We start from the raw sequence: 25,562 nt of genomic DNA, 5'->3' as shown, positions 1-25,562 counted from the left end.
TCGGGCTGAAGCCCGACCTACGGCGGAGGGATGCGGTTTGGATCGACGAGACCTTGTCGGGGTAGGTCGGGTTTCAACCCGACATCGGCAGTGACGCCAGATCCGCGGTGTCGGGCTGAAGCCCGACCTACGGCGGAGGGATGCGATCTGGATCGACGAGACCTTATCGGGTAGGTCGGGTTTCAACCCGACATCGGCAGTGATGCCAGATCTGCGGTGTCGGGCTGAAGCCCGACCTACGGCGGAGGGGTGCGGTTTGGATCGACGAGACCTTGTCGGGGTAGGTCGGGTTTCAACCCGACATCGGCAGTGATGCCGGATCCCCGGTGTCGGGCTGAAGCCCGACCTACGGCGGAGGGATCCGGTTTGGATCGACGAGACCTTGTCGGGGTAGGTCGGGTTTCAACCCGACATCGGCAGTGACGCCAGATCCGCGGTATCGGGCTGAAGCCCGACCTACGGCGGGGGATGGGGTTTGGACCGATGAGACCTTGTCGGGTAGGTCGGGTTTCAACCCGACATCGGCGGTGACGACGGATTTGCGGTGTCGGGTTGAAACCCGACCTACGGGGCGGATGGGTGCGTCTTTGCTCCGGCCGGCATCGGGGGCGACAATGGCGGGCCCGACTCGGGGGTGCCGCTGGCGCCGTCGGGTCGACGCGGCGGGGTCGGGTTGAAACCCGACCTACCCGTACGCCCCCATTCCGCACGCGAGACCACCATGCCCAAGATCATCTACACCCTCACCGACGAAGCCCCGCTGCTGGCCACGCAGTCGCTGCTGCCGATCGTCCAGGCTTTCACCGGTACCGCCGGCATCGGCGTGGAGACCCGGGACATCTCATTGGCGGCGCGGATCCTGGCCCAGTTCCCGGAGCTGCTCGGCGAGCGAAAGGTCAGCGACGATCTCGGTGAGTTGGGCGCCATGGCCACCACGCCGGAAGCCAACATCATCAAGCTGCCCAACATCAGCGCTTCGGAGCCGCAGTTGCAGGCCGCGATCGCGGAGTTGCAGCAACGCGGCTACCCGTTGCCGGAGTATCCCAGCGCCCCGGCCAACGACGAGGAGCGCGACATCCGGGCCCGTTACAACCGGGTCAAGGGCAGCGCGGTCAATCCGGTGTTGCGCGAGGGCAACTCCGACCGGCGCGCACCGCTGTCGGTGAAGAACTTCGTGCGCAAGCACCCGCACCGGATGGGCGCGTGGAGTGCGGACAGCAAGTCGCATGTCGCGCACATGGAAAGCGGCGATTTCTACGGTAGCGAGCGCTCGGTGGTGATCGGCCATGACGGCGCAGTCCGGATCGAGCTGATTGGCAACAACGGCGTCACCACCGTGCTCAAGGAAAGCACCGCAGTCCTGGCCGGCGAAATCATCGATGCGGCAACCATGAGTCGGCAGGCGTTGGCAGGCTTCACCGATGCCCAGATCGAGGATGCCAAGGCCAACAACGTGCTGTTTTCGCTGCACCTGAAGGCGACCATGATGAAGGTCTCCGACCCGATCATCTTCGGCGTGGTGGTGCGCGAGTTCTACCAGCCGGTACTGGAAAAACACGCCGCCGTGCTGAAGGGCATCGGCTTCAACCCCAACAACGGCATTGGCGACCTGTACGCGCGCCTGGGCGGTTTGCCGGAAGACCAGCAGGCCGCGATCAAGGCCGACATCGATGCGCTGTCTCAGCGCCCCGGCCTGGCGATGGTCAACTCGGACAAGGGCATCACCAACCTGCACGTGCCCAGCGACGTGATCGTCGACGCCTCGATGCCGGCGATGATCCGCGACTCCGGCAAGATGTGGAACGCGGCCGGCGAGCTGCAGGACACCAAGGCGGTGATCCCCGACCGCAGCTACGCGAGCGTCTATCAAACCGTGATCGACGACTGCAAGGCCCACGGCGCGTTCGACCCGGCGACGATGGGCAGCGTGCCCAATGTCGGGCTGATGGCGCAGAAGGCCGAAGAATACGGCTCGCATGACAAGACCTTCCAGGTGCCCGCCGATGGCTCGGTGCACGTGGTCGACGAGACCGGCAAGATCCTGCTGGAGCATGCCGTGCAGGCCGGCGATATCTGGCGCATGTGCCAGACCCGCGACGCGCCGATCCAGGACTGGGTGAAGTTGGCGGTCAGCCGTGCGCGCCTGAGCCACACGCCGGCGGTGTTCTGGCTGGACCCGCAACGCGGCCACGACACCGAGGTGATCGCCAAGGTCGAGCAGTACCTGAAGGACCACGACACCGAAGGGCTGGACATCCGCATCCTGGCGCCGGTGGAGGCCACGCAGTTCTCGCTGGACCGCATCCGCAAGGGTGAGGACACCATCTCGGTGACCGGCAACGTGCTGCGCGACTACCTGACCGACCTGTTTCCGATCATGGAACTGGGCACCAGCGCCAAGATGCTGTCGATCGTGCCGCTGATGGCCGGCGGCGGCCTGTTCGAGACCGGCGCCGGCGGGTCGGCGCCCAAGCATGTGCAACAGCTGGTGCAGGAAAACCACCTGCGCTGGGATTCGCTGGGCGAGTTCCTGGCCTTGGCGGCGTCGCTGGAACACCTGGCCACGACCACCGGCAACGCGTGCGCGCAGGTGCTGGCCGACACCCTGGACACGGCGACGGGCACCTTTCTGGACAACAACAAGTCACCCTCGCGCAAGGTTGGCGAGATCGACAACCGTGGCAGCCATTTCTACCTGGCGATGTATTGGGCGCAGGCACTGGCCGCACAGGACGTCGACGCGGGCTTGAAGGCGAAGTTCGCCCCGCTGGCCAAAGCCTTGACCGACAACGAGGCAAAAATCATCGGCGAGCTCAACCAGGCCCAGGGCCAGCCGGTCGACATCGGTGGCTATTACCACCCCGACCTGGCGCTGCTGGGCCAGGTGATGCGGCCGAGTGGCACCTTCAATACCGCGCTGGCTTCACTGGCCGGTTAATGGACGATGCTTGCGCTACGCTGCCACCTCCGCTGGTTACAGGATTGCCGCATGAAACGACTTCTCCTTGCCGCCTTGCTGCCGGGGCTGCTCACCGCCTGCAACGTTAATTTCACTGGCGGTTCCACAGACGCGGTCGCACCGGCGGATAGCACTGTCGCCGACGTTCCGGCCAGTGAAACCGCTGCTACCACCCTCGACGCCGCCATTGCCGGCGACTGGCGCGACCCCGCCAACGCGGCGCGCGACCAGTACCGGCACCCTGCCCAGACGCTCGGCTTCTTCGGCCTGCAACCCGACCAGACCGTGGTGGAGATCGTCCCCGGCGGCGGCTGGTATGCCGAGATCCTTGCGCCCTACCTGCGCGACGGTGGCCAGTACATTGCCGCGGTGGTCGATCCAACGGCCCTGCCCGCCGGCAATGGCCGCGATTACCAGCAGCGCACCAAGGACGGAATCGAGGCGAAGTTTGCCGCCGCACCGGCGCAGTTTGATCATGCCAACCTGATCGCCTACGACCCGGCCGCGCCGGTGTTCGGCCCGGCCGGGTCGGCCGATCTCGTGCTCACCTTCCGCAATGTCCACAACTGGCGCTCCAGCGGCCAGGCCGAGGGCATGTTCGAGGGCTTCTTCGCGGTGTTGAAGCCCGGCGGCACCCTCGGTGTGGCCGAGCATCGCGCCGCCGCGGATGTCGCCGACGACGACAAGACCGGCTATGTCGGCCAGGCCCAGATGATCGCGCTGGCCGAGGCCGCCGGTTTCGTGCTCGACGCCAGCAGCGAGATCAACGCCAACCCCCTCGACACCAAGGACCACCCGAACGGGGTCTGGACGCTGCCGCCGAGCAACAACCACGACGATGCCGACGACGCCCGCTACGCCGCGATCGGCGAGAGCGACCGGATGACCCTGCGTTTCAGCAAGCCCGACTGATCACGTCCTGACCCGTCGCTGCCAAGCGTCGTATCGCGTGCCACCGTCGGTACCGACACCATGCTGATCGCGTTCAACAAACCCTACGGTGTGCTGTGCCAGTTCACCGATGCCGCACACGGACGTGCGAACGCAGAGCCTCCGCGGCAGACGCTGTCGGGGTTTGGGCTGCCGCCCGGAGTGTATGCGGCCGGCCGGCTGGACTTCGACAGCGAAGGACTGTTGCTGCTGACCGACGACGGCAAGCTGGCGCATCGGCTGACCGACCCGCGCCACAAGCAGGACAAGACGTACTGGGCGCAGGTGGAGGGCGATCCAAAGCCGGCGCAACTGGCCGCGCTGCGCGCCGGTGTCGAGCTGAAGGATGGGCCGACATTGCCGGCCCGCGCTCGAATGATCGCGCCGCCGGCATTGTGGCCACGCAATCCTCCGGTGCGGTTTCGCAAGAGCGTTCCCGACGCGTGGCTGGAGCTGGCGATCCGCGAAGGTCGCAACCGCCAGGTGCGTCGCATGACCGCCGCCGTGGGACTGCCGACGTTGCGGCTGGTGCGGGTGGCCGTTGGCGCCTATCGGCTGGATACGTTGGCTCCCGGGGAATGGCGCGAATTGTGAGGCCAGTACTACGGCGCCCTGACTGAACGGTTCAGCGTTACTGCCGGCAGCCCTTCCGCTGGGAGCGATATCGCGCCGCCTCGCAGGTCTTTTCTGCTAACGTTTCATTTACGTTCAGCTTCTTCGCACGCCGCGCAACGGGATGAACCCCTTTTGACGGATTCAACCATGCCTGTAGTCACCGCCGTTGGCAGCATCCTGGTCGTCGATGACCAGCCAGCCAACTTGAAGATAGTCAGTGTCTTGCTGACGCGACAGGGCTACCACGTGACGACCGCCACCAATGGCCAGGACGCGCTGGCGTGCTGTGCCGCCGCGGCACCGGACCTGATCCTGCTGGACATGATGATGCCCGGCATGGACGGCTTCGAGGTGCTGGCCGCGCTGCGTGAGCAGGAGCCGAGACTGCAGGTGCCGGTGGTGTTCGTCACTGTCGCCCACGATCGCGATCTGCTGCTGCGCGCATTCGAGGCAGGCGTTGTCGATTACGTGACCAAACCCTTCCTGCCCGAAGAACTCCTGGCGCGCGTCAATGCCCACGTCGGCCTAAAGCTGGCCCGCGACCGCTTGGAACGGGTCGCCCAGGAGCGCCAGGAACTGGTCAACCTGGTTGCGCATGACCTGAAGAACCCACTGTCGAGCGTATTGTTCGCCAGCGAAATCCTGATTCAGGACGGCTGCAAGCAGGAACGCATTCCCCGCTATCTGCAGATGATCCACGAGAGCGCCAATGACGCGCTGGGCTATATCCGCCACTATCTGGAAACCAGTCCGAGGGCGACTGGCGAAGCCGACCCACACGCCTGCGCCAGCCTCGGCGCTACCCTGGAATGGCTCGCGCAGCGCTACGCAGTACAGCTTGAGGCGCACGGCTGCCAATTGCAGCTGTCGCTGCCGGCGGGCGATGCCAACGTTGCAATCGACGAGCGGGTGTTGCGCCAGCTTGGCGAGAACCTGATGACCAACGCGATGAAGTACGCGCCCGGTACCGAGGTCGTGCTGGCGGGACGCGCGGGTGCACCGGGGTTCTGGCAGCTGGTCGCGGCGGACCGTGGACCGGGTATCTCCAAGTCGCGGCAGCGCGAATTGTTCAAGCCGTTCAACCGACTGGATCAGCCCGAGGACGGGAATTCCAGCGGGCTGGGACTATCGCTGGCCAAACAGATCGTCATCAACGCCGGTGGGCAGCTCTGGTACGAAGATCGCGCGGATGGTGGCGCGATGTTCGTGATCGAGTTGCCGGAGGCGGCGTCGACGGCGGGTTGCGATGTAGAGGAAACGCCTGCGCCCGCCTGATTTGGAACGCTGATCCAGTGCGCCTGGTTCAGCCGGGACGAAATCGGTTAATCCGAACGGGCAGTGGTTGCCGCCGCACTGCGCTTGCGCACCGGAGTCTTGCGCGCAGGACGCTTGACTCGCCGCGTCTCCACCCGTTTTGCCGTGCCTTCTATCGCTGCGTTTTCCGCCTGCCTGGCCCGGCGGCGTGCGGCGTACCACAGCAGTCCGGCGCCCGCCGCGGCGGCAACCGCCACCGCCGGGTTGCGGCGGACGAATGTCGTGGCCACGCGCCCACCGGTCTTGAGCGCACCCAGCGCCACTCCGGCTTCCAGCAGGCCGCCGTTGCGCAGCTGCTTCGCGGTGCTCGGGATGGCATGCCGAATGCGGTCGCCGACCTGGCTGGCCAAGTCCAACGCGCGATCTGGGAGGTGGTCGAATCTGCTCATTGCGTTATCCGCGATATAGAGGTCGGATCCCAGTGTCGACAGATCGCCGTTGATGCGGCGTGAGACCGGTGCACCAATACCCGCGTCGGTTCAGGTGCCGCGCGGCTTGGCGCGATGGGTCGCCGTGGCCGTCCACGGGTCTTCCGGCCAGGGATGCTTGGGGTAACGGCCCTTCATCTCCTTGCGGACCTCCGGATAGGTGCGTTCCCAGAACCCGCGCAGGTCGCTGGTGACCTGCAACGGGCGACCACCCGGCGACAGCAGGTGCAAGGTCAGCGGCACCCGTCCGTCGGCGATGCGCGGGGTGTCGGCCAAGCCGAACAGTTCCTGCAGCTTGACCGCCAGTACCGGTGCGAGGGGGACGTCGGCAGCATCGTCGAAACCGTACTCGATCTTGCGTTCCAGCCCTGAGGGCACCGCGATCCGGGTCGGCGCCAAGGTGTCGATCGCCTGCCGCGTCGGCCAAGGCACGCCCGTCTTCAGTGCTTCGGCCAGTTCGGTCTCAGTCACCGCATCCAGCCGGCTCTTGCCCGCCAATGCCGGTTTCAACCAGCTCTCCAAGCTGGCCAGTAACACCTCGTCCGCCAACTCCGGCAGTGATGGATCCGGTCGCCAGACCGCCAGGCAACGCACCCGCGCCCGCCACTGCCGCAAGCCGTCGCTCCATGGCAGTGCCGCCAGGCCGAGTTGCCGCACCGCATCGATCAGGGCCTCGGCATAACGCGAGCGATCCGGGTTCGGCAGCGATTGGCTGTCCAGCACGATGCGGTCGAAGTGTCGCTCGCGCACCGCCGCGATGCGCCGCGCATCCGCGTCCCAGAACACCCGGTCCCGGCTGATGAACCGTTGCGGCCAATCGCGCTCAAGCCGTACCGGATCCAGGGGTACGGCGCGCAGGATTCGCGCATCGCGCGGGTCATCACGCAACTCGCTGACCAGCAGCCACGGCTCGCCAAACACCGCGCTGTCATCAAACAACCGGGCACTGCGGCCATTGGCGAGCTGGTAGCGCAGCGGATCACTGCGGTGCTGGTGGGCTATCCGGTCCGGGAAGGCATGCGCGAGCAGGTCGCCGAGACGGTGGGCGGCGACATCCGTCGGAGACGTCGCGCGAACCCGCAAGCGTCGGCGCCACTGCGCGGCCGCCTGGTCGATTGCCACCAGCGCGCCGCGCGACGCCTCGGCCGGAACGCGACCATTGCGGAAGCTGGCCAACGCCTGCCAACGCGCGGCCAGCGCATCGCTGCGACTGCGCAGCGGGTCGCGCGCCTCGATCAGAGCGGCAAGGTCACAGGCCAGTGCGCACTCGACCGGATCCTCGCAGGCCAGCAACATCGCCGCCAGTCGTGGGTGGGTGCCCAGGCCCAGCATGCGTCGGCCCAGTGCGGTGATGCTGGCCTCGTCGAGCGCCCCCAAGCGCTGCAACAGCTCTCGCGCCGACGCCATTGCACCCGGTGGCGGCGGGTCGACGAAACGCAGCTCCGGATCGCCCCAGGCCGCCAACTCCAGCGCAAGTCCCGCCAGTTCGACCTGGGTGATTTCCGCCCGGCGCTGCGGCTCCAGTCGTTGCGATTGCGGCCACAGGCGGTAAGCCCAGCCATCGGCCACTCGTCCGGCACGACCGGCGCGCTGGTCCGCCGAGGCCTGGGCGATGTGAACGACATCGAGCCGGGAGAAGCCGCTGTTGGGGTCGAAGCGCGGCTCGCGGGCCAGGCCGGTGTCGATCACCACGCGCACCCCGGGCAGGGTGACGCTGGACTCGGCGACGTTGGTGGCCAGTACGACCCGGCGGCGACCCTCGGGATCCGGTTGCAGCACTCGTGACTGCTGCTCCACCGACAACGCGCCATGCAGCGTCAGAATGTCCACGGCAGGGCGCGTTGCCGTGGCTCCGAAAGCGTCCTTCGAACTGCTATCGCGCCCGCCCAGCAACCGCTCAATCCGGTTGATCTCCTGCTGCCCGGGCAGGAACACCAGCACATCCCCGGGATGATCCGCCAAGGCATCCGTTACCGCGCGAGTGACCTGGTGTTCAATCTTCTCGTCACGCCGCGCGGGGAAGTGATGGATCTGCACCGGGTAGCTGCGGCCCTGGCTGCTCAGCCGCGGCGCATCGAGGAACTGCGCCAGTCGCGCGCCGTCCAGGGTCGCCGACATCAGCACGATCCGCAGGTCCTCGCGCAACGCCGATTGCACGTCCAGCGCAAGCGCCAAGCCCAGGTCGGCGGCCAGGTGACGCTCGTGGAACTCGTCGAACACGATCGCGCCGATGCCGTCCGGTCGGCCTTCCCCCAGCGTGGGATCGTCCTGGATCATCCGGGTCAGGATGCCTTCGGTGACCACCTCGATCCGGGTCTGCGCCGAGACCTGGTTGTCGAAGCGGATCCGGTAGCCGATGGTCTGCCCGACCGCTTCCCCGCGCTGGCTGGCCATGAACTGCGCCGCCGCACGCGCCGCCACCCGCCGGGGTTCCAGCACGATTATTTTGCGACCGGCCAGCCACGGCGCGTCCAGCAGCGCCGGCGGCACCTGCGTGGTCTTGCCCGCGCCCGGCGGCGCCTCAAGCACCAGCCGGGAGTGCGTGGCAAGGCTGTCGCGGATCTGCGGCAGCAACTCATCGATGGGAAAGGAAGGTTGACTCACCGGACAAGGATATGGGTAGCGCGCTCGCCTAGACTAGGCGCATGGATTTGATCGATATCGGCGCCAACCTTACCCACGACTCCTTCGACCACGACCGCGACGCGATGATGCATCGCGCGCGCGATGCGGGCGTCGTGCAGATGATCGTCACCGGCGCCAGCCGCGAGCATTCGCCGCAGGCGCTGGAGCTGGCCCGCGCGCATCCCGGCGAGCTGTTCGCGACCGCCGGCGTGCACCCTCATCACGCCAGCGAATACACCACCGAATGCGATGCGGAGATGCGCGCGCTGCATGCCCATCCCGAAGTGGTTGCGGTCGGTGAGTGCGGCCTGGACTACTTCCGCGACTTCTCGCCGCGACCGGCGCAACGGCGCGCATTCCAGATGCAGTTGCAGATCGCTGTCGACAGCGGCAACTCCGCGACCGGGCGGAAACCGCTGTTCCTGCACCAGCGCGATGCCCATGCCGATTTCCTGGGAGTGATGGCCGAGTTCGACGGCCAACTGGGTGCGGCCGTGGTGCACTGCTTCACCGGCAGCAAGCAGGAACTGTTTGATTACCTGGACCGTGACTGGCACATAGGCATCACCGGCTGGCTGTGCGACGAGCGCCGCGGCCTGCACCTTCGCGAGCTGGTGAAGAACATCCCGGCCAACCGTCTGATGATCGAGACCGACGCGCCCTATCTGCTCCCGCGCACGGTCAAGCCCGCGCCCAGCCACCGCCGCAACGAGCCGATGTACCTGGCCCACATCGTCGAGGAGTTGGCGCGCGACCGCGGCGAGGAGGTCGAGATCACCGCGGCCAACAGCGTTGCCACCACGCGCGCGTTTTTTGGCTTGCCGACGCCGGACTGATCTGGCTTCCGCCAGCTCAACTGCGCAGGCCAACCCCGCGCTTCAGCAGCCACAGCGCCAGCGCCGTCAGCGCCACCACGAAGCCGATCATCAGCGCGTAGGCTACCCACAGCGGCACGTCGCTCACACCCAGCAGGCCGTAGCGGAATGCGTTGACCATGTAGAAGATCGGGTTGGCGTGGGTCATCGTCTCTGCCCAGCCGGGTAGCAGCTTGACCGAATAGAACACGCCGCCCAGGTAGGTCAACGGCGTCAGGATGAAGGTCGGCACGATCGCGACATCGTCGAACTTGGTCGCAAACACCGCGTTGATGAAGCCCGCCAGCGAGAAGATCGTCGCGCCCAGCAACACCGTGGTCAGGGTCACCAGCGGATGCGGGATGTGGACGTCGGTAAAGAAGGTGGCGATCAGCAGCACGATCACCCCGACCGCCACGCCACGGGTCACCGCGCCGATGACGTAGCCGCCCAGGATCACCCAGTTAGGCATCGGGCTGACCAGCAACTCCTCCACGAAGCGACTGAACTTGGCGCCGAAGAAGCTGGAGGCGATGTTGCCGTAGCTGTTCTGGATCACGCTCATCATCACCAGCCCGGGGACGATGAAATCCATGTAGCCGATGCCGTCCATGGTCCCGATCCGCGAGCCGATCAGGCCGCCGAAAATCAGGAAGTACAAGGTCATGGTGATCGCCGGCGGCACCAGGGTCTGGGCCCAGATACGCAGGATGCGATGGACTTCGCGACGGGTGATGGTGCCCAGCGCGACCAGGTTGGGATGGCTCATGCGGATTGCTCCGGCCGGGCCACCAGGCGCACGAACAATTCCTCCAGCCGGTTGGACTTGGTCCGCATCGAGCGCACCCGGATGCCCGCCCCGTCCAGGGCGGAGAACACCTGGTTGAGGCTCATCTGCCGGGGCATGTCCAGGTCCAGGGTGTGGTCGTCACGGGGAAACATGATTGCGCCGTCGATCACCGGCAGCACCGGCGGCAGGTCGCCATCGACATCCAGCACGAAGCCTTGCACGTCCAACTGCGCCAACAGACTGCGCATCGGGCCCTGGGCGACGATGCTGCCGTGGTCGATGATCGCCAGGTTGCGGCACAGGCTCTCCGCCTCTTCCAGGTAGTGGGTGGTCAGGATGATGGTGGTGCCGGCGTCGTTGATCTCGCGCAAGGTCTCCCACATGCCGCGGCGGATCTCGATATCGACCCCCGCGGTCGGCTCATCCAGGATCAACAACCGCGGGCGGGTCATCATCGCCCGGGCGATCATCAGCCGGCGTTTCATCCCGCCCGACAGGGTCCGGCTGGTCATCTGCGCCTTGCCCCACAGGTGGGCCCGGCGCAGTTCGACCTCCGCGCGCTCCAGCGCCACCTTGCGCGGCACACCATAAAAGCCGGCGTAGTTCACCAGGATATCGAGGGGCTGCTCGAACAGGTTGAAGTTGATCTCCTGCGGCACCAGCCCGATCAATCGCATGGCGGGCTCGCGCTGCCGGCTCAGGTCGGCCCCGAAGATCTCCACCGAGCCGGAAGTCAGGTTCACCAATGACGAGACAATGCCAATCAGGGTGCTCTTGCCGGCGCCGTTGGGGCCCAGCAAGGCGAAAAAATCGCCCTCCTGGACATCAAGGGACACGCTTTTCAGCGCCTCCACCGTGTTGCCGTAGGTCTTGCGCAGCTCTCGCACCGACAAGGCCGGCGGGGTGAGGGTCGGAACCGGAGCATCGGGCGCGGCCATGGCGCTCGGTCGGGTTTGAGTCATCGGGTTTGCAGCCTTTGCCAGGGCCGTCGCAGGGAAGCGGGGCGACGATCACGGTAGTATAGGCGGCTTGATGGCCACGCCCCGGCCACGCTGTGTTCCGGTTGCCACGCGCCGCCGACACGGTCGCCCACCGACCAAGACAAGGCCTTCGTATTCGTGGCAATCCAGCACTTCTCACTGAAACTCGTTTCCCGCCGCATGATCGCCCCCCAGGTCGGTCATTACGTGTTCGCCCGCGACGACGGCCAACCGCTGGACTTCATCCCCGGCCAGTTCATCCAGGTCCACTTCCACTACGCCGATGGCACTCCGACCAAGCGCAGCTATTCGCTGGCGACCATTCCGGACCCTGCCAGCGACCCGAACCACCTGGTGGAGATCGCCGTCAGCTATGTGCCTGGGGGAGCGGCGACGGCGTTGTTCGAGGGGCTCGAGGAAGGCGACGCGATTGATGCCACCGGGCCGTTTGGGCGCTTTTGCCTGCTGCCCACCGACAGCAACCCGCGTTACCTGTTGATCGGCACCGGCACCGGGGTCACTCCGTACCGGGCGATGCTGCCGCAGCTGGAACAGGCGATTGTCGAGCGCGACCTGCGCGTGGTGCTGCTGTTTGGTGCCCGCAATACCGCCGAGCTCCTGTATGGCGATGAGTTCCGCGCGTTCGCGAATCGCCATCCGGACAACTTCCGTTTCATCCCGTGCTTCTCGCGCGAGTTGCCAGCGCCCGACTCCCCGCATGCGCATCCCGACGTGCGTCATGGTTATGTGCAGCAGTTCCTGCCCGAGTTCGCGCCCGACACCGCCACCGACGTGGCTTATCTGTGCGGCAACCCGAACATGGTCGATACCTGTTTCGAGGCATTGAAAGAGTCCGGCCTTGAGGTTCGTCAGGTCCGACGCGAGAAGTACGTGTCCTCCAAGTAAACCACCGGTCCCTGCCGGCTCGCGTGCATAAATACCGATGCACGTGTCAGGTTTACCGCCCTGGCTACGTCTATCATCCTGAACGGCGCAGCAACCGCGTCGGATTCCTGAAGACAAAAGGGCCACTCATGACGATTCGTTGTTTGCTCGTCGCAATCGCGATGACAGCTTTCCTTGCCGGCTGCGACCAGACCCCCGATGGCGATGTCGACGATGCCGGTGCAGAGCGCGCCGCACCAACGGCGTCGGCCGGCGACCGCCAGGGCATCCGTTATTTCGGGGACATCGCGTTTGAACCGTGCGCGTTGGCCAGCGCCACCGGCGGGAAAACCACCGAGGCCCAATGCGGCAGCTTCCAGGTAGCCGAGAACCCGGATCAACCCGACGGTCGCAAGATCGCCCTGAATATCGCCTGGCTACCCACTGACGGTGGCGGTGCGGCCCCCGACCCGGTGTTCTTCCTTGCCGGAGGCCCCGGCCAGGCCGCGACCGAGCATGCCCAAGCGGTGATGTTGACGCTCGCCGAAGTCGCCAAGCAGCGCGACATCATCCTGGTGGACCAGCGTGGCACCGGTGAGTCCAATCCACTGGATTGCCGGGATGCCAGCGGCGAGCCAATGGAAATGGATGACTCCGTTGTGCCAAGCCTGGCGCAGATGCAAACGTTCGCCGCCCAATGCGCCCGGGGCCTGCAAGATCGCGCCGACCCGCGCTTCTACACCACCACCGACGCCGTGCGAGACCTGGATCTGGTGCGCGCTGCGCTGGGCGCGGAGAAGATGAACCTGGTCGGCGTGTCCTACGGCACCCGCGTCGCCCAGCAGTACGCGGCGACCTATCCGCAGCACACCCGCACCGTCGTGCTTGACAGCGTCGCACCGAACTCGCTGGTGGTCGGCGGCGAGTTCGCCCGCACCCTGGAAGACGCGCTGGCGCTGCAATCGAGCAAGTGCCAGCAGCTGCCGGCCTGTCGCGAACGCTACCCGACCGACATGCGCGAGCAGCTGCGGACGGTGATGACGCAGCTGGAGCAAAACCCGGTCGAAGTCGATTACCGTGATTCGCGCACAGGCGAGCTGCACCACGACACCGTTACCGCGGACGCAGTCGGTGGACTGGCCTTCATGTTCTCCTACGCCCCGCAGACCGCCTCGTTGTTGCCGCTGATGATCGACGAGGCCGCGCAGGGTCGTTACGCGCCGTTGATGTCGCTGGTGCAGATGAACACCGAGCAGATGCAAGGCCAGATGACCCGCGGCATGCAGTGGTCGGTGTTGTGTGCCGAGGACGCGGGTCGCTACCGCCCCGATCCAACGGCGGACGAGACCATCATCGGCAGCGACGTGGCCGAGATCTTCTTTGCGCCATGTTCGGTCTGGCCGCACGGGACTGCCCCGGCCGAGTTCCACCAGCCATTCACCTCGGACCTGCCGGTGCTGTTGTTGTCGGGCGAACTGGATCCGGTCACCCCCCCGCGCTACGCCGATGAGGTCGTCGCCAACCTGGCCAATGGCCGCCACCTGGTCTTGCAGGGCCAGGGCCACAACGTGTCCGGCATCGGCTGCATGCCCAAGTTGCTGGGCCAGTTCATGGAAACCGCCGACGCGGCGGCACTGGAGGCCAAGTGCCTGGACAACCTGAGCTACGTGCCGCCGTTCGTGAACTTCAATGGCTGGCCACCATGAACCGCGCTGCCATCTCGCACTTGTCCACCGCAACGGTCCACGGTTGCCATCGATCCGCAGGGAGTCACCCATGATCAGCGCAGAAAACCTGCACAAGTCGTTCCAGACCAAGAAAGGCAAGAAGGATTCGGGCGTGGTCAAGGCAGTCGACGGAGTCGATTTCCAGGCGCCCGACGGCAAGATCACCGGCTTGCTGGGCCCCAACGGGGCCGGCAAGACCACCACCTTGCGGATGCTTTACACCCTGATGAAACCCGACGCCGGAAAGATCCTGGTCGACGGCATCGACACCGCCATTGACCCGACCGCGGTACGTCGCTCCCTGGGTGTGCTGCCGGACGCACGCGGCGTCTACAAACGCCTGACCGCACGCGAGAACATTGCGTACTTCGGCGAGTTGCACGGCTTGTCGAAGGCCACCATTGCCGAGCGCACCCGGGCCCTGTCGGCCGCGCTGGACATGGACGAGATCCTGGATCGGCAGACCGAAGGGTTCAGCCAGGGCCAGCGCACCAAGACCGCGATTGCCCGCGCACTGGTGCATGACCCGCGCAACGTGATCCTGGACGAGCCGACCAACGGACTGGACGTGATGACCACCCGCGCGATGCGCGGCTTCCTGATGCACCTGCGCGACGAGGGCCGCTGCGTGATCTTCTCCAGCCACATCATGCAGGAGGTCGCCGCGCTGTGTGACCGCATCGTCATCATCGCCAAGGGCCAGGTGGTTGCCGCCGGCAGCGCCGATGAGCTCCGGACCCGGTTCAACGAGCCCAACCTGGAAGACGCCTTCGTCAAGGCGATTGGCAGCGACGAGGGGTTGCACGCATGAGCCGTCAGGATCCGTCCCACCATCGACTCGGCCTCTTCGCCACCTTGTGGTCGGTGATGCGCAAGGAGTTGCGTGATTTTTCCCGCGACCGACGCACCCTGGCATTGACCCTGCTCATGGGGCCGTTGTTGTACCCGGTACTCATCCTGGGCATGGGTGCGCTGGCCGAGAACCGGGCCAAGACCCAGCTGGACAAGGAATTGGAAGTGCCGGTGATCGGCGCGGAACGGGCGCCCAACCTGGTCGCATTCCTGGCCACCCATGGCATCAAGGCGATTGCGCCACCGGCCGATGTCGACGCCGCGGTACGCCAACAGGATGTCGATGCCGCCCTGGCGATCGACGACGATTTCGCCCGGGACTGGAAAGCCGGCCGGCCGGCGCGCGTCGACCTGATCCTCGACAGTACCCGCCGCAATGCGGATATCCCGGTGACCCGGCTGCGGACGGCATTGGCGGCCTATGGCGGGCAGGTCGGAGCACTGCGGCTGTATGCGCGTGGCATCGACCCGGCGATCATGCAACCGGTTGCCGTGGGCCGTCGCGACCTGGCCACCCCGGAGGCCAAGAGCGGCGTGATGATGGCGATGCTGCTGCCCTACCTGCTGATCCTGATGTCGTTCCTGGGCGGCGCCTACCTGATCATGGACGCAACTGCCGGAGAGCGTGAGCGTCAATCGCTGGAACCGTTGTTGGCCACGCCCGCGTCACGTGGAGCGATCGTCAGCGGCAAGATCGCCGCCGCCTGTGTGGTGGGCATCACGTCGCTGTTGCTGACCTTGCTGGCGTTCAAACTGAGTGCGCAGATGGCCGGACAGATGGCCTCGATGCTTGACGTGCGTTTCGCCGCCATCGGCAAGTTGCTGTTGATCCTGTTGCCGATGCTGTTCATTGGCACCACCTTGCTCAGCTACCTGTCGGCCACCTCCAAAAGCATGAAGGAAGCACAAAGCCATATGACCTGGTTGATGCTGCTGCCGATGCTGCCGATCATGTTGCTGGCGGTGAACCCGCTGAAGTCCGAATTGTGGCAGTACGCGGTGCCATTCCTGGCCCAGAACCAGTTGATCCAGAAGGTGATCCGGGCCGAGCCGATTGGCGCGGACATCTGGTTGGTCTACATGGTCGCCGGTTTCGGGCTGGCCGCCTTGTTGTGGTACGCGGCCGTGCGTCGCTACCACCAGGAGAAGCTGGCGATCTCCGGCTGACGGCGATCGCACGCCCACCAACAACAAACCCGGCCGAAGCCGGGTTTGTTGTTGCGCGAGGAACCGGTCGGATCAGCCTCCGGCCGGACTGAAGCCAATGGTGCGTCGGGTGGTCACCGGCGCAGGCAGCGGCTGGAAGCGCCAACGCTCCACGGCCTCCAGGGCGGCGCGATCGAAGATACGTCGCGGCTGGGAGTGGATAACCCGGGCCGAACTGACCGAGCCATTGACCCCCACAATGAATTCAACCTGCACCTCGCCGGACGTCCCGGCCCGGAACGCGGCACGCGGATACTCCGGCGCGGGCGTCGACAGCGGGCGCAAGTCAGCCGCGGTAGGCTTTGCGGCGGCCTTGACCTGCGCAGCAGCAGCCGCTTTCGCCTCCTCGGCCTTGCGCTGCTCGGCCGCTTGTTCTGCCGCCGTGGCGGCTTGTTGCGCCGCGGTGTTCTCGGCATTGTCATCCGCCGCCTGCTTGGCGAGCAGCGCCTTCGCCGCTGCTTCCTGCTGCTGCTTTTGGTCGGCCAAGCGTTGGCGCTCCAGATCGGCTTGTCTGGCCAGTTGTTCCTCAGCAGTCACCTCTTGTCGGGCGGCACGCGCGGCAACCTCTTGCTGACGCGTGTCGATGCTGGACTTCAGGCGCGCCAACGCCGGGTGCTCCGGCTCGGCCTTCTCCAACAAGGCAGCCAGACGCTGGGCTTCGGCGAAGTCCTCACGGCTGATGCTCTGCTCGGTGGCAATCACCGTCATCGGCAACAGGTCGGTCAACGCACTGGACACACCAGCATCGGCAGGCGACTTGTCGCGCAAGGCAAGGAAGTACTCAACCGCGTTGTCCCCGGCGGGTGCGTACAGGCGATTGTCGCTATATGCCTTGCGTGCCGCGTCGCGCAAATCCTCGCTGCTGAGGGCCTGCAGCTCCTCGGACACCGCTGTCTCGGGCGTCGCGGCGGGCGCCGCGGCGGGTGTGGCCGTGGTCGCGGCCGGTGCGGTGACGTCTTCGGCAGGCTGCTCGTTGCCGCAAGCGCCCAACGCCAGGCCCATGGCCACTACCAGTGAAAATCTTGAAACCGTGGACATCCGGCAGGATGGCCGGATGGATGAATTGCTGATCATGACGAGCTCCCCTGAAGCGCATCCTGTTGGACACACTTGCACAAGGTCGCGAGAGTAAGCCTGCTTTGTCAAGTTCAATCGGACAATCGGATACCACGCCGCGGCGCCTGACAGTGGCCCACATTGCCATCAAGGATTCGGCGTGGGTTTTCCTCCGCAGCGTTTTTGTGGTCGAATCGATCCCTTCAAGCCGGTTCTGGGGTGGCTTGGGCGTGGACAGCTCTGGATTCCGGGCCTCACGGGGGAACGCCAAGCATCATGTTGAAAGCAGACTCCGACCACGAATTTGAACTGCGCGGATGGTTGCCGATCCCGGTGCGACTGCCGATGCAACGCGATCCGTCACCTAACTCAGTAAAAAAGGACTTCAGATGAGCCACTTGATCGATATTTTCCTGCAGCCCAGCAAAGTGTTCGCCGATCTGCGCGAGAAGCCCACGTTCGTGCTGCCGTTGCTGGTCATCGCCGTGTTGTCGGCCGCCATGACCCTGGCCTACTTCCTGCGCGTCGATCCGGACTGGTTCCTGGACCAGGCCACCCTGGCGATGAGCGCAAGCGAGGCCGCGCAAGCCCGCGAGATGATGCCGGGCGCGCGCACGATGGGTTACATCGGCGCGATCAGCTCACCGCTGGTCATCGTGGTGATCATGGCCCTGACCGCGTTGTACTACCTGCTGGCCGGCAAGGTCACCGGCAACGCCGTGTCCTTCAAGCACGGCATGAGCCTGGCCAGCTGGGCCAGCATGCCGGCCGTACTGGGCACCCTGGTGGCCCTGATCGGCGCACTGATGATGGACCCGCAGACATCGCTGGAGTCGCTGATGCTGGCCAACGTGGATCCCTTGCTGGTGCAGCTGCCCGCGGATAGCCCCTGGTCTGCACTGGCTCGCAGTTTCAGCTTGCTGGTGTTCTGGTCGCTGTTCCTGACCGCACTGGGCTGGCGCATCTGGGGCAAGACCAGCTGGTTGCAGGCGATCGTGGTGGCAGCGCTGCCGAGCGTGCTGATCTATGGCGGCATGGCTGCTTTCGCGCTGTTGAAGTGACGGATTCGACCGAATGAAGTTCAACAGGAAGTGGGTCGCAGCCGCGTTGGTGATCGCGGTCGTCGTGGTTCCGCTGGTGATCAAGAACAGCCGCGACGCCCGCGGGATCGAGGTCGAGATCGCGCCGGCCGAACAGCACGAGGTGCGGCCGACCATCCTGGCGTCCGGGCTGCTGGCCTATCGCACCGAGGTCGACCTGACTGCCGAGGTGGTCGGCAAGGTGATCGAGATCCTGGTTGAGGAAGGCGATACGGTCGAGAAGGGACAGCTGTTGGCGCGGCTGGACCCGGAGACCTACAACAACGCCATCCAGCGCGAGGAGGCCAGCCTCCGGCAGAACCGCATCAGCATCGAGCGCCAGCGTGCGGAACTGTCGCTGCGACAAAAGCAGTTCGAGCGCAGCCAGCAGCTGGTCGCCGCGCAGATCATCGATCGCAATACCTTTGATGAAGATCGCAACCGCCTGGACGTGGCGCGGGCAGACCTCCGCGGCAGCGAGGAAGCCTTGAAACGCACCGTCGCGGTGCTCGATGAAGCGCGCGAGCAACGGGCCAAGACCGAGATCCGCTCGCCGCAGTCCGGCCAGGTGGTGTCGCTGCCGATCAAGGTCGGCGAGACAGCGATCCCATCGACCTCATCGCTGGCCGGTGCAAAGTTGATGCAGATCGCCGACACCACCACCGTCCAGGCCGAGCTCAAGGTCGATGAGGGGGATATCGCCAAGGTCGCGTTGGGCCAGCACGCCGACGTCTATCCGGCGGCCTATCCCGAACAGGCGATCAAGGGCACGGTCAGCCAGATCGCCCTGGTACCGACGGTCGAAGGCCAGGGCCGCGCCTACCTGGTCACGGTGCACCTGGACCGGCCCGACGGGCTGGTATTGCGCTCCGGCATGAGCGTGCGTGCCGACCTGTTCCTCAGCGATGGCCGCAAACACCTGGTGGTGCCGGTGGAGGCCGTGCTCACCGACACCAGTGAGGCCGACCAGACCACTCGCCATGTATGGGTGGCGCGCGATGGACAGGCGCACAAGGCGACCGTCACCACCGGCCCGTCCGATGACCGTTGGGAGTCGATCGAGAAGGGCTTGTCGGCGGGTGACAAGGTCATCGTCGGTCCCGCCCGCACCCTGCGTACCTTGAACGAAGGTGACAACGTGGAGGCGGTCAAGGCTGACAAGAAGAAGGACGCAGATAGCGACAGCAGCGATCGCGACGACGGCGACAATGCCAGCGACGACGACGCCGCATGATCTCGCTGAGCAATATCGTCAAGCGCTACCAGATGGGCGAAGAGACGGTGATGGCGCTGGATGGCATCGACCTGTTCATCGACCGCAACGAGTATGTCGCCCTGGTCGGCCCGTCGGGTTCGGGCAAGTCGACCCTGATGAACCTTTTGGGTTGTCTGGACACGCCCAGCGAGGGCACCTACACGTTGAACGGCCGCGACACGTCTTCGATGAACGAGGACGAGCTGGCGCAGGTGCGCAACCGTGAGATCGGGTTCGTGTTCCAGAGCTTCCATCTGCTGCCGCGGCTGACCGTACTGCAGAACGTGATGCAGCCATTGGTCTATCGCGGCATGCCGATCGCGGAGCGGCGCAAGCAGGCGACCGAGGCGCTGGTCAAGGTTGGTCTGGCGGATCGGCTTGGGCATCGGCCAACGCAGCTGTCGGGCGGCCAACGGCAACGCGTGGCCGTGGCCCGCGCGCTGGTCGGCCGGCCTTCGATCCTGCTGGCCGATGAGCCCACCGGCAACCTGGATTCACGGACGTCGGCGGAGATCATGGCGCTGTTCGACGAGCTGCACGAACAGGGCCAGACCGTGGTGGTGGTCACCCATGAGCCGAGCATCGCGGACCATTGCCGACGCTCCATCCGGGTCAGCGACGGGCGCATCGTCGAGGATCTCGTCCAGCCTGGCAAGACGTTGGTGAACTGACGTGAGCGCCCTTATGGAGTCGTTTCGCGCCGCCCTGATCAGCCTGACTTCGCACCGGATGCGCAGCTTCCTGACCACCCTGGGGATCCTGATCGGGACCGCCTCGGTGATCGCGGTGGTCTCGCTGGTGCAGGGATTCTCGGACTCGATCAAGAGCCAGCTCGCCGACATGGGCGGCAGCACGCTTACGCTGACCGCGGAGAACAACAGCGAGAACTTCCGCACCGGCAAGCTCAACCACATCACTTTCGATGACATCGACGTGCTGCGCTACCGCGTGTCGGGCGTGGACATGGTGGCACCACTGATGGCGATCCAGGCCACGGGTGCGAGCTATGGCAACCACAGCGCGAGCCCGCAGATCTACGCCACCACCAGCGAGTTCCAGCAGGTTCGCAACGAGTACCCGGAACATGGGCGCTTCATCGTCGAGAGCGACGACCAGGGCCGGCGGCGCGTGGCGGTGATCGGCACCGAATTGCGCGACGAACTGGAGATGCCGGACAACCCGGTCGGCGAGTATTTCCAGATCGGCAGCGAGTGGTTCAAGGTCGTCGGGATGATGGAGAAGAAAGGCAAGATCCTCGGCTTCAGCCAGGACAACTTCGCCTACGTCCCATTCGGCGTTGGCCGGTCAATGATGGGCAACAGCAACGAGCCGATGCTGCAGGCGACCTTCACCGTCGCCAACCTGGAGGACGTCGACCTGGTCCGCGAGCGGGTCGAACGCGCGATCCGGGCCTCGCGCGACATCGCACCGGGCAAGGATTCGGACTTCAAGGTCGACGCCGCCGATTCCTTCCTCAAGCAGTTCAACCAGATCGCCGGCATGGCCACCGCGGTGCTGGGCGGCATCGTCGGCATCTCGCTGCTGGTCGGCGGCATCGGGATCATGAACATCATGCTGGTTTCGGTGACCGAGCGTACCCGCGAGATCGGCATCCTCAAGGCGCTGGGCGCGACCCGCCGCGACATCCTCACCCAGTTCCTGCTGGAGGCGGGCCTGCTGGCTTTGCTGGGCGGGCTGATGGGGATCGTGCTCGGGGTCGGGGTCGGGATGGGCGTTGCCGCGTTGATCCCCGGCTTTCCACCGGCCAATGTGCCGCTGTGGGTGGTGGTGGCGGCGGCCGGTTTCTCGGCCATGGTCGGGGTGGTGTTCGGGATCATGCCGGCATCGAAGGCGGCGGCGCTGGATCCGATCGAGGCGCTGCGCTACGAGTGAGCGCGCCGCGCGGTGGTGCTACTTGCCGACGCAGAAGCTCGAGAAAATGTGTCCCAGCAGGTCATCGGCACGGACCTTTCCGGTGATCTCTCCCAGGGCATCGTGACTGGCGCGCAGAGCTTCGGCGGCCAGTTCAAGCACCTCCTGGTCAAGCTGTGCGGCCGCCTCGACCAGCTCGGCGCGGGCGCGTTGCAATGCGTCCACGTGGCGGGCGCGGGCGGTGAATGCGCCGTCGCCGGCGTCAACTCCATCGCCCAGGGCCAATGCGCCCAGGTGGGCATGCAGGTCGTCCAGGCCGATGTGGGTGCGCGCCGATACCCACAGGTGCGATGACCCGCGATTGGCGTCCATCCGGCCCGATGCCGCTCGGCCGGACTTCATCGAATCGGGGATTCCGTCCTCCAGCAAGTCCGCCTTGTTGTGCAGCCACAAGATCCGCGGCACGCCGGCAATCGCCTTGGCCACCGCCGCGGTGCCGGCCTGCGGGTCGCGTGCATCCAGCACCACGATGGCCAGGTCGGCGCGTTCCAGCTCATCGTGGGCGCGGCGCATGCCTTCGCGCTCGATCGCATCCCCGCCCTCGCGCAGGCCGGCGGTGTCGACCAGGGTCAATTCAACGCCGTCGATGCGCACCACTTCCTGCAACAGGTCGCGGGTGGTGCCGGCGATGTCGGTGACAATCGCCCGGTTGCTGCCGGCCAGCACGTTGAGCAGCGAGCTCTTGCCGGCGTTGGGCGGGCCAATGATCACCGCATGCAGGCCATCGCGCAGGCGGCGGCCACGCTCGGCGGCCGCCAGCAACTGATCCAGGGCTTGCTGCAGCTGCCCCAACTTGGCGCGCAGCTCATTACCACCCAGGGTGTCCAGGGGTTCGTCGGCAAAATCAATGGCCGCCTCCACATGCACGCGCACGCCGATCAGGCCGCTGGCGATCGCCTCGACCCGCGATGAGAACTCGCCGTCCAACGCCCGCCGCGCCGCGCGGGCGGCGCGCACGTCAGCCGCCGCGATCAGGTCGGCAACCGCCTCGGCCTGGGCCAGGTCGAGACGACCTTCCAGGAAGGCGCGCTCGCTGAACTCTCCGGGCCGCGCCTGCCTGGCACCCAGGTCCCAGCAGCGAGCCAACAATGCCTGCAGCACGGCCGGCCCACCATGGCCCTGCAACTCGACCACGTCCTCGCCGGTGTAGCTGGCAGGTGCGGCGAAATACAGCGCGATGCCATCGTCGATCGTCCCACCGCCAGCTTCGGCGAACCGCACGTAATGGGCATGGCGTGGAATCAGCTTACGCAGGCAGACGGCCTCGCCGATCGACCGCGCACGCGGGCCTGACAAGCGCACGATGCCTACGCCGCCGGCGCCGGGCGCGGTAGCGATGGCAGCAATGGTGTCGCGGTCGGGCCCGGTCATGGGGTGCATGGTCGCAGATGGTCTCGTGGTGCGCATCGGCGGCCAATGGCAGAAACCCGCCGGTTGGCGGGCTCCTGTCATCATTCCAGCGCGTGGTCTACGCCTTCACTGGCGCCGGTTCTTCACTGTACTTCTTGATCATCCACCACTGCTGGATCAGGCCCAGGCCCGCGTTGGTCACCCAGTACAGCACCAGGCCTGCCGGGAAGAAGGCAAACATGACCCCGAACGCCAGCGGCATGAACTGCATCATCTTCTTCTGCATCGGATCGACGCCGGCCATCGGAGTGAGCTTCTGGGTCGCCCACATCAGCGCGATATTGATCGCCGGCAGCACGAAGAACGGATCGCGTGCGGTCAGATCCTGGATCCACAGGATCCACGGTGCATGACGCAGCTCGACCGACTCGGACAACATCCAGTACAGGGCCAGGAACACCGGCATCTGCAACAGCAGCGGCAGGCAGCCACCGACCGGGTTGATCTTCTCTTTCTTGTACAGCTCCATCATGGCCGCTTGCAGCTTCTGCTTGTCGTCGCCGTAGCGCTCCTTGAGCTGGGCCATGCGCGGCTGGAACTTGCGCATCTTCGCCATCGACTTGTACTGCGCCGCCGACAGCGGAAACATCACGGCCTTGAGCAGGAACACCAGCCCGACGATCGACCAGCCCCAGTTACCCAACAGGCCATGCAACCACTGCAGCACCCAGAACAGCCAGCCGGCCAGGGTCGCCATCGGTGAAAACCGGCTGAAGTCGACGGCGCGGTCCAGACCCGGCACCTGCTGGGCCTGGATCTGGCTGACCAGCTTGGGGCCCACCCACAGGCGCGCCTGGGTGCTGGCAGTACCGCCTGGCGCCACGCTGACGCCCGGGCCCACTTCACGGATCAGGTACCGGGTGGCCCCGTTTTCACTGGCGGTCGTCAGCGAGAAAGTGCTGGCATCGGCCGCACCGGGAATCCAGGCACCGAAGAAATGGTGCTGCAGGAACGAGATCCAGCCGCCGCTGACCTGCTTGTCGAGCGGGCCGTCTTCGATGAAATCTTCGTAATTGCGCTTCTCGTACTTGTCCGTGGCACTGAACCACGCCGCGCCCTGGAAGCTGTACTTCTCCGGGCTCATCGGCGCGCTGCTTTCCAGTGCGCGCGGTACTCGGCTCAACTGCCGATAGACAAAGCCCTGCCAGGGATCGGTACCGCCGTTGACCACCTCGTCACGGACATCCACCACGTAGTTGCCCCGGTGGAAGGTATAGGTGCGCTGGATGCTCAGGCCATTCGGGCCATTCCATGTGAAAGGCACCACCAGCTGGTCTTCACCCGCATCCAGCCGGAAATCCGTTGCCGCCGGCAGCGCGTCGCGGTCCAGCACGAAACCCGATTGGTGGGTCGGCGTGGTGCCGCTATTGCTGACCCAGCCACTCTGGGCGACGAAATAATCCACCGGATCCTGGCTGAACAACCGAACCGGCGCGCTGTCTTCGTCCGCGGTACTCGGATAGGCCAGCAGATCGGCCTGGAGCACCTCGCCACCATCAAGCACGACCTGGAGCACGTCAGTGGAGACAGTGACCGTGGCCGATTTGACGCCCGAGACGGCAGCAATCTCGGGAGCGGCGGCCGCGGACGGCGCGGCCATGGTCGGTACCCCGGGGACGCCGGCGCCCTGGCTGCTGGCGCCATCAGCCCCGGCGAGGCGGTTTGCGGCCGGGATCGTCGACGTGCTCGCCGAGGTACTGGTCGTCGGCGTCGTGGGAGGCGCGGCCTGCTCCTTGTTCCACTCCATCCACAGCAGGGTCGCCACCATCAGCCAGGCGAAGATCAGGAATACACGGGTCTGGTTCATGGGCAACAGGCAGGCTCATCCGCCGCCGGAAGGCGGCGTGGGGTCGGTGGAAGAAGGAACGTCGGAACGTCGGGATGGCGGCATTGTGCCGTCCGCGCCGGGTGCCGGCAACGGCGCCGACGCGGAACCGCGGGCCGCCATGGCGTCGATCGGCAGTGCACCCGCCCGCTGCAACAGCCCGAGGAAGGCCGCTTGCAATTGCTGGTGGTCACAACGTGCGGCACCGACCCGGGCGACCAGCACGTAATCACCGTCGGCCAAATCAGCACGACAGGCGCGGAAAGTCTCGCGCAACACGCGCTTGATCCGGTTGCGCCCGACCGCATGCGGATCGACCTTGCGCGAGACCGCCAAACCCAGGCGCGGGCCCGAGTCCGGCCGTTCGGGACAAACCTGCCAATGCAATGCAAGCACGGGCAGCGCCACGCGCCGGCCGTGCTTGAATATGCGGTCGAAATCGGATTTCGCGCGAACCCGCGCAGTGCGCGGGAAGCGGATCTTCGGCATCAGGACGTCAACGGCGGCAAAGGGCTGCCGTTGCGACATCACCTGCGCTTAGGCGCAGAGACGCTTGCGACCCTTGGCGCGGCGACGCGACAGGATCTTGCGGCCGTCGGCCGTCGCCATGCGTGCACGGAAACCGTGGTCGCGCTTGCGCTTGAGGTTGCTGGGTTGGTAGGTGCGCTTGGTGGACATGGCTGCGGTTCTGCATTTACGGCGGAATAAGACCGGCAAGTCTAACGAGGATTCAGCGGGCTGGTCAAATGGCGGCGATCCGGGCCGCTGCGCCAGGCGCGCCCAGCCGCTACAACACGCAGCACACCCGGGCAGCTGCGGCACCTGCGCCGGCTTCATCGC

General features: G+C 65.9%; 22 protein-coding genes. 13 read left to right on the top strand and 9 right to left on the bottom strand.

Features of this window, described 5'->3' with window-relative positions:
- Positions 1 to 721 precede the first annotated feature (721 nt).
- From ACW5DN_RS11335 to ACW5DN_RS11320, 4 genes are all read left to right on the top strand, one after another.
- Positions 722 to 2,938 carry an NADP-dependent isocitrate dehydrogenase gene (locus ACW5DN_RS11335; RefSeq protein ID WP_456962764.1) on the top strand — a complete coding sequence of 739 codons (2,217 nt, stop codon included), beginning with the start codon at positions 722 to 724 and terminating at the stop codon, positions 2,936 to 2,938.
- A 51-nt stretch (positions 2,939 to 2,989) separates the two neighbouring features.
- Positions 2,990 to 3,871, top strand: coding sequence for a class I SAM-dependent methyltransferase (locus ACW5DN_RS11330; RefSeq protein ID WP_456962763.1), 882 nt, complete (start codon positions 2,990 to 2,992; stop codon positions 3,869 to 3,871).
- Between the two features lie 60 nt (positions 3,872 to 3,931).
- The gene (locus ACW5DN_RS11325; RefSeq protein WP_456962762.1) at positions 3,932 to 4,483 is read left to right on the top strand and encodes a pseudouridine synthase; all 552 of its coding nucleotides are present in this window, start codon (positions 3,932 to 3,934) and stop codon (positions 4,481 to 4,483) included.
- A gap of 168 nt (positions 4,484 to 4,651) precedes the next feature.
- Positions 4,652 to 5,779 carry a hybrid sensor histidine kinase/response regulator gene (locus ACW5DN_RS11320; protein WP_456962761.1) on the top strand — a complete coding sequence of 376 codons (1,128 nt, stop codon included), beginning with the start codon at positions 4,652 to 4,654 and terminating at the stop codon, positions 5,777 to 5,779.
- 47 nt (positions 5,780 to 5,826) lie between these two features.
- Here the strand turns inward: ACW5DN_RS11320 and ACW5DN_RS11315 are convergent, their stop codons facing one another.
- Positions 5,827 to 6,207 (bottom strand): hypothetical protein, encoded by a 381-nt coding sequence (locus ACW5DN_RS11315; protein WP_456962760.1) that lies wholly within the window; start codon positions 6,205 to 6,207, stop codon positions 5,827 to 5,829.
- A gap of 90 nt (positions 6,208 to 6,297) precedes the next feature.
- Positions 6,298 to 8,850, bottom strand: a complete 2,553-nt coding sequence (hrpB, locus tag ACW5DN_RS11310) for an ATP-dependent helicase HrpB (RefSeq protein WP_456962759.1) — start codon at positions 8,848 to 8,850, stop codon at positions 6,298 to 6,300.
- Positions 8,851 to 8,891: 41 nt separating this feature from the next.
- Here hrpB and ACW5DN_RS11305 point away from each other — a divergent pair, with 41 nt between their 5' ends.
- Complete coding sequence (locus tag ACW5DN_RS11305) at positions 8,892 to 9,707, top strand: TatD family hydrolase (RefSeq protein ID WP_456962758.1); 816 nt, start codon at positions 8,892 to 8,894, stop codon at positions 9,705 to 9,707.
- A 16-nt stretch (positions 9,708 to 9,723) separates the two neighbouring features.
- Here the strand turns inward: ACW5DN_RS11305 and ACW5DN_RS11300 are convergent, their stop codons facing one another.
- Positions 9,724 to 10,494, bottom strand: a complete 771-nt coding sequence (locus ACW5DN_RS11300) for an ABC transporter permease (protein WP_456962757.1) — start codon at positions 10,492 to 10,494, stop codon at positions 9,724 to 9,726.
- A complete protein-coding gene (locus tag ACW5DN_RS11295) occupies positions 10,491 to 11,453 on the bottom strand; it encodes an ABC transporter ATP-binding protein (RefSeq protein ID WP_456962756.1) in 963 nt (320 codons plus the stop codon). Before ACW5DN_RS11295 ends, ACW5DN_RS11300 begins: the two co-directional genes overlap by 4 nt.
- Before the next feature lie 222 nt (positions 11,454 to 11,675).
- Here ACW5DN_RS11295 and ACW5DN_RS11290 point away from each other — a divergent pair, with 222 nt between their 5' ends.
- The 4 genes from ACW5DN_RS11290 (at position 11,676) to ACW5DN_RS11275 (ending at position 16,126) form a co-directional block, all read left to right on the top strand.
- Complete coding sequence (locus ACW5DN_RS11290) at positions 11,676 to 12,401, top strand: ferredoxin--NADP reductase (RefSeq protein WP_456962755.1); 726 nt, start codon at positions 11,676 to 11,678, stop codon at positions 12,399 to 12,401.
- Between the two features lie 128 nt (positions 12,402 to 12,529).
- The gene (locus ACW5DN_RS11285) at positions 12,530 to 14,086 is read left to right on the top strand and encodes an alpha/beta hydrolase (RefSeq protein WP_456962754.1); all 1,557 of its coding nucleotides are present in this window, start codon (positions 12,530 to 12,532) and stop codon (positions 14,084 to 14,086) included.
- Positions 14,087 to 14,156: 70 nt separating this feature from the next.
- Complete coding sequence (locus tag ACW5DN_RS11280; RefSeq protein WP_456962753.1) at positions 14,157 to 14,918, top strand: ABC transporter ATP-binding protein; 762 nt, start codon at positions 14,157 to 14,159, stop codon at positions 14,916 to 14,918.
- Entirely contained in the window at positions 14,915 to 16,126 is a 1,212-nt protein-coding gene (locus ACW5DN_RS11275) for an ABC transporter permease (RefSeq protein ID WP_456962752.1), read from the top strand. Before ACW5DN_RS11280 ends, ACW5DN_RS11275 begins: the two co-directional genes overlap by 4 nt.
- A 72-nt stretch (positions 16,127 to 16,198) precedes the next feature.
- Here the strand turns inward: ACW5DN_RS11275 and ACW5DN_RS11270 are convergent, their stop codons facing one another.
- Positions 16,199 to 17,203, bottom strand: coding sequence for an energy transducer TonB (locus ACW5DN_RS11270; protein WP_456963055.1), 1,005 nt, complete (start codon positions 17,201 to 17,203; stop codon positions 16,199 to 16,201).
- A gap of 407 nt (positions 17,204 to 17,610) precedes the next feature.
- Between ACW5DN_RS11270 and ACW5DN_RS11265 the strand changes: the two genes are divergently transcribed.
- Genes ACW5DN_RS11265 through ACW5DN_RS11250 form a run of 4 tightly spaced genes read left to right on the top strand, consistent with a single transcriptional unit; the run spans position 17,611 to position 21,448 of the window.
- Positions 17,611 to 18,282, top strand: coding sequence for a YIP1 family protein (locus ACW5DN_RS11265; RefSeq protein ID WP_456962751.1), 672 nt, complete (start codon positions 17,611 to 17,613; stop codon positions 18,280 to 18,282).
- A gap of 13 nt (positions 18,283 to 18,295) precedes the next feature.
- Entirely contained in the window at positions 18,296 to 19,534 is a 1,239-nt protein-coding gene (locus ACW5DN_RS11260) for an efflux RND transporter periplasmic adaptor subunit (RefSeq protein WP_456962750.1), read from the top strand.
- Positions 19,531 to 20,226, top strand: a complete 696-nt coding sequence (locus ACW5DN_RS11255; protein WP_456962749.1) for an ABC transporter ATP-binding protein — start codon at positions 19,531 to 19,533, stop codon at positions 20,224 to 20,226. Before ACW5DN_RS11260 ends, ACW5DN_RS11255 begins: the two co-directional genes overlap by 4 nt.
- 1 nt (position 20,227) lies before the next feature.
- The gene (locus tag ACW5DN_RS11250) at positions 20,228 to 21,448 is read left to right on the top strand and encodes an ABC transporter permease (RefSeq protein WP_456962748.1); all 1,221 of its coding nucleotides are present in this window, start codon (positions 20,228 to 20,230) and stop codon (positions 21,446 to 21,448) included.
- An 18-nt stretch (positions 21,449 to 21,466) separates the two neighbouring features.
- Here ACW5DN_RS11250 and mnmE read toward each other — a convergent pair whose 3' ends face one another.
- The 4 genes from mnmE to rpmH form a co-directional block, all read right to left on the bottom strand.
- Complete coding sequence (gene mnmE / locus ACW5DN_RS11245; RefSeq protein ID WP_456962747.1) at positions 21,467 to 22,858, bottom strand: tRNA uridine-5-carboxymethylaminomethyl(34) synthesis GTPase MnmE; 1,392 nt, start codon at positions 22,856 to 22,858, stop codon at positions 21,467 to 21,469.
- A 97-nt stretch (positions 22,859 to 22,955) separates the two neighbouring features.
- Positions 22,956 to 24,704 carry a membrane protein insertase YidC gene (gene yidC / locus ACW5DN_RS11240; RefSeq protein ID WP_456962746.1) on the bottom strand — a complete coding sequence of 583 codons (1,749 nt, stop codon included), beginning with the start codon at positions 24,702 to 24,704 and terminating at the stop codon, positions 22,956 to 22,958.
- A 15-nt stretch (positions 24,705 to 24,719) separates the two neighbouring features.
- Positions 24,720 to 25,211 carry a ribonuclease P protein component gene (rnpA, locus tag ACW5DN_RS11235; protein WP_456962745.1) on the bottom strand — a complete coding sequence of 164 codons (492 nt, stop codon included), beginning with the start codon at positions 25,209 to 25,211 and terminating at the stop codon, positions 24,720 to 24,722.
- Between the two features lie 48 nt (positions 25,212 to 25,259).
- Positions 25,260 to 25,400 (bottom strand): 50S ribosomal protein L34, encoded by a 141-nt coding sequence (rpmH, locus tag ACW5DN_RS11230; RefSeq protein WP_456962744.1) that lies wholly within the window; start codon positions 25,398 to 25,400, stop codon positions 25,260 to 25,262.
- Positions 25,401 to 25,562: the final 162 nt, after the last annotated feature.

It is taken from the genome of Lysobacter sp. A289, from assembly GCF_054072675.1.
Note: the sequence above shows the minus strand (reverse complement) of the source record. Positions and strands in the feature narration are given on the sequence as shown.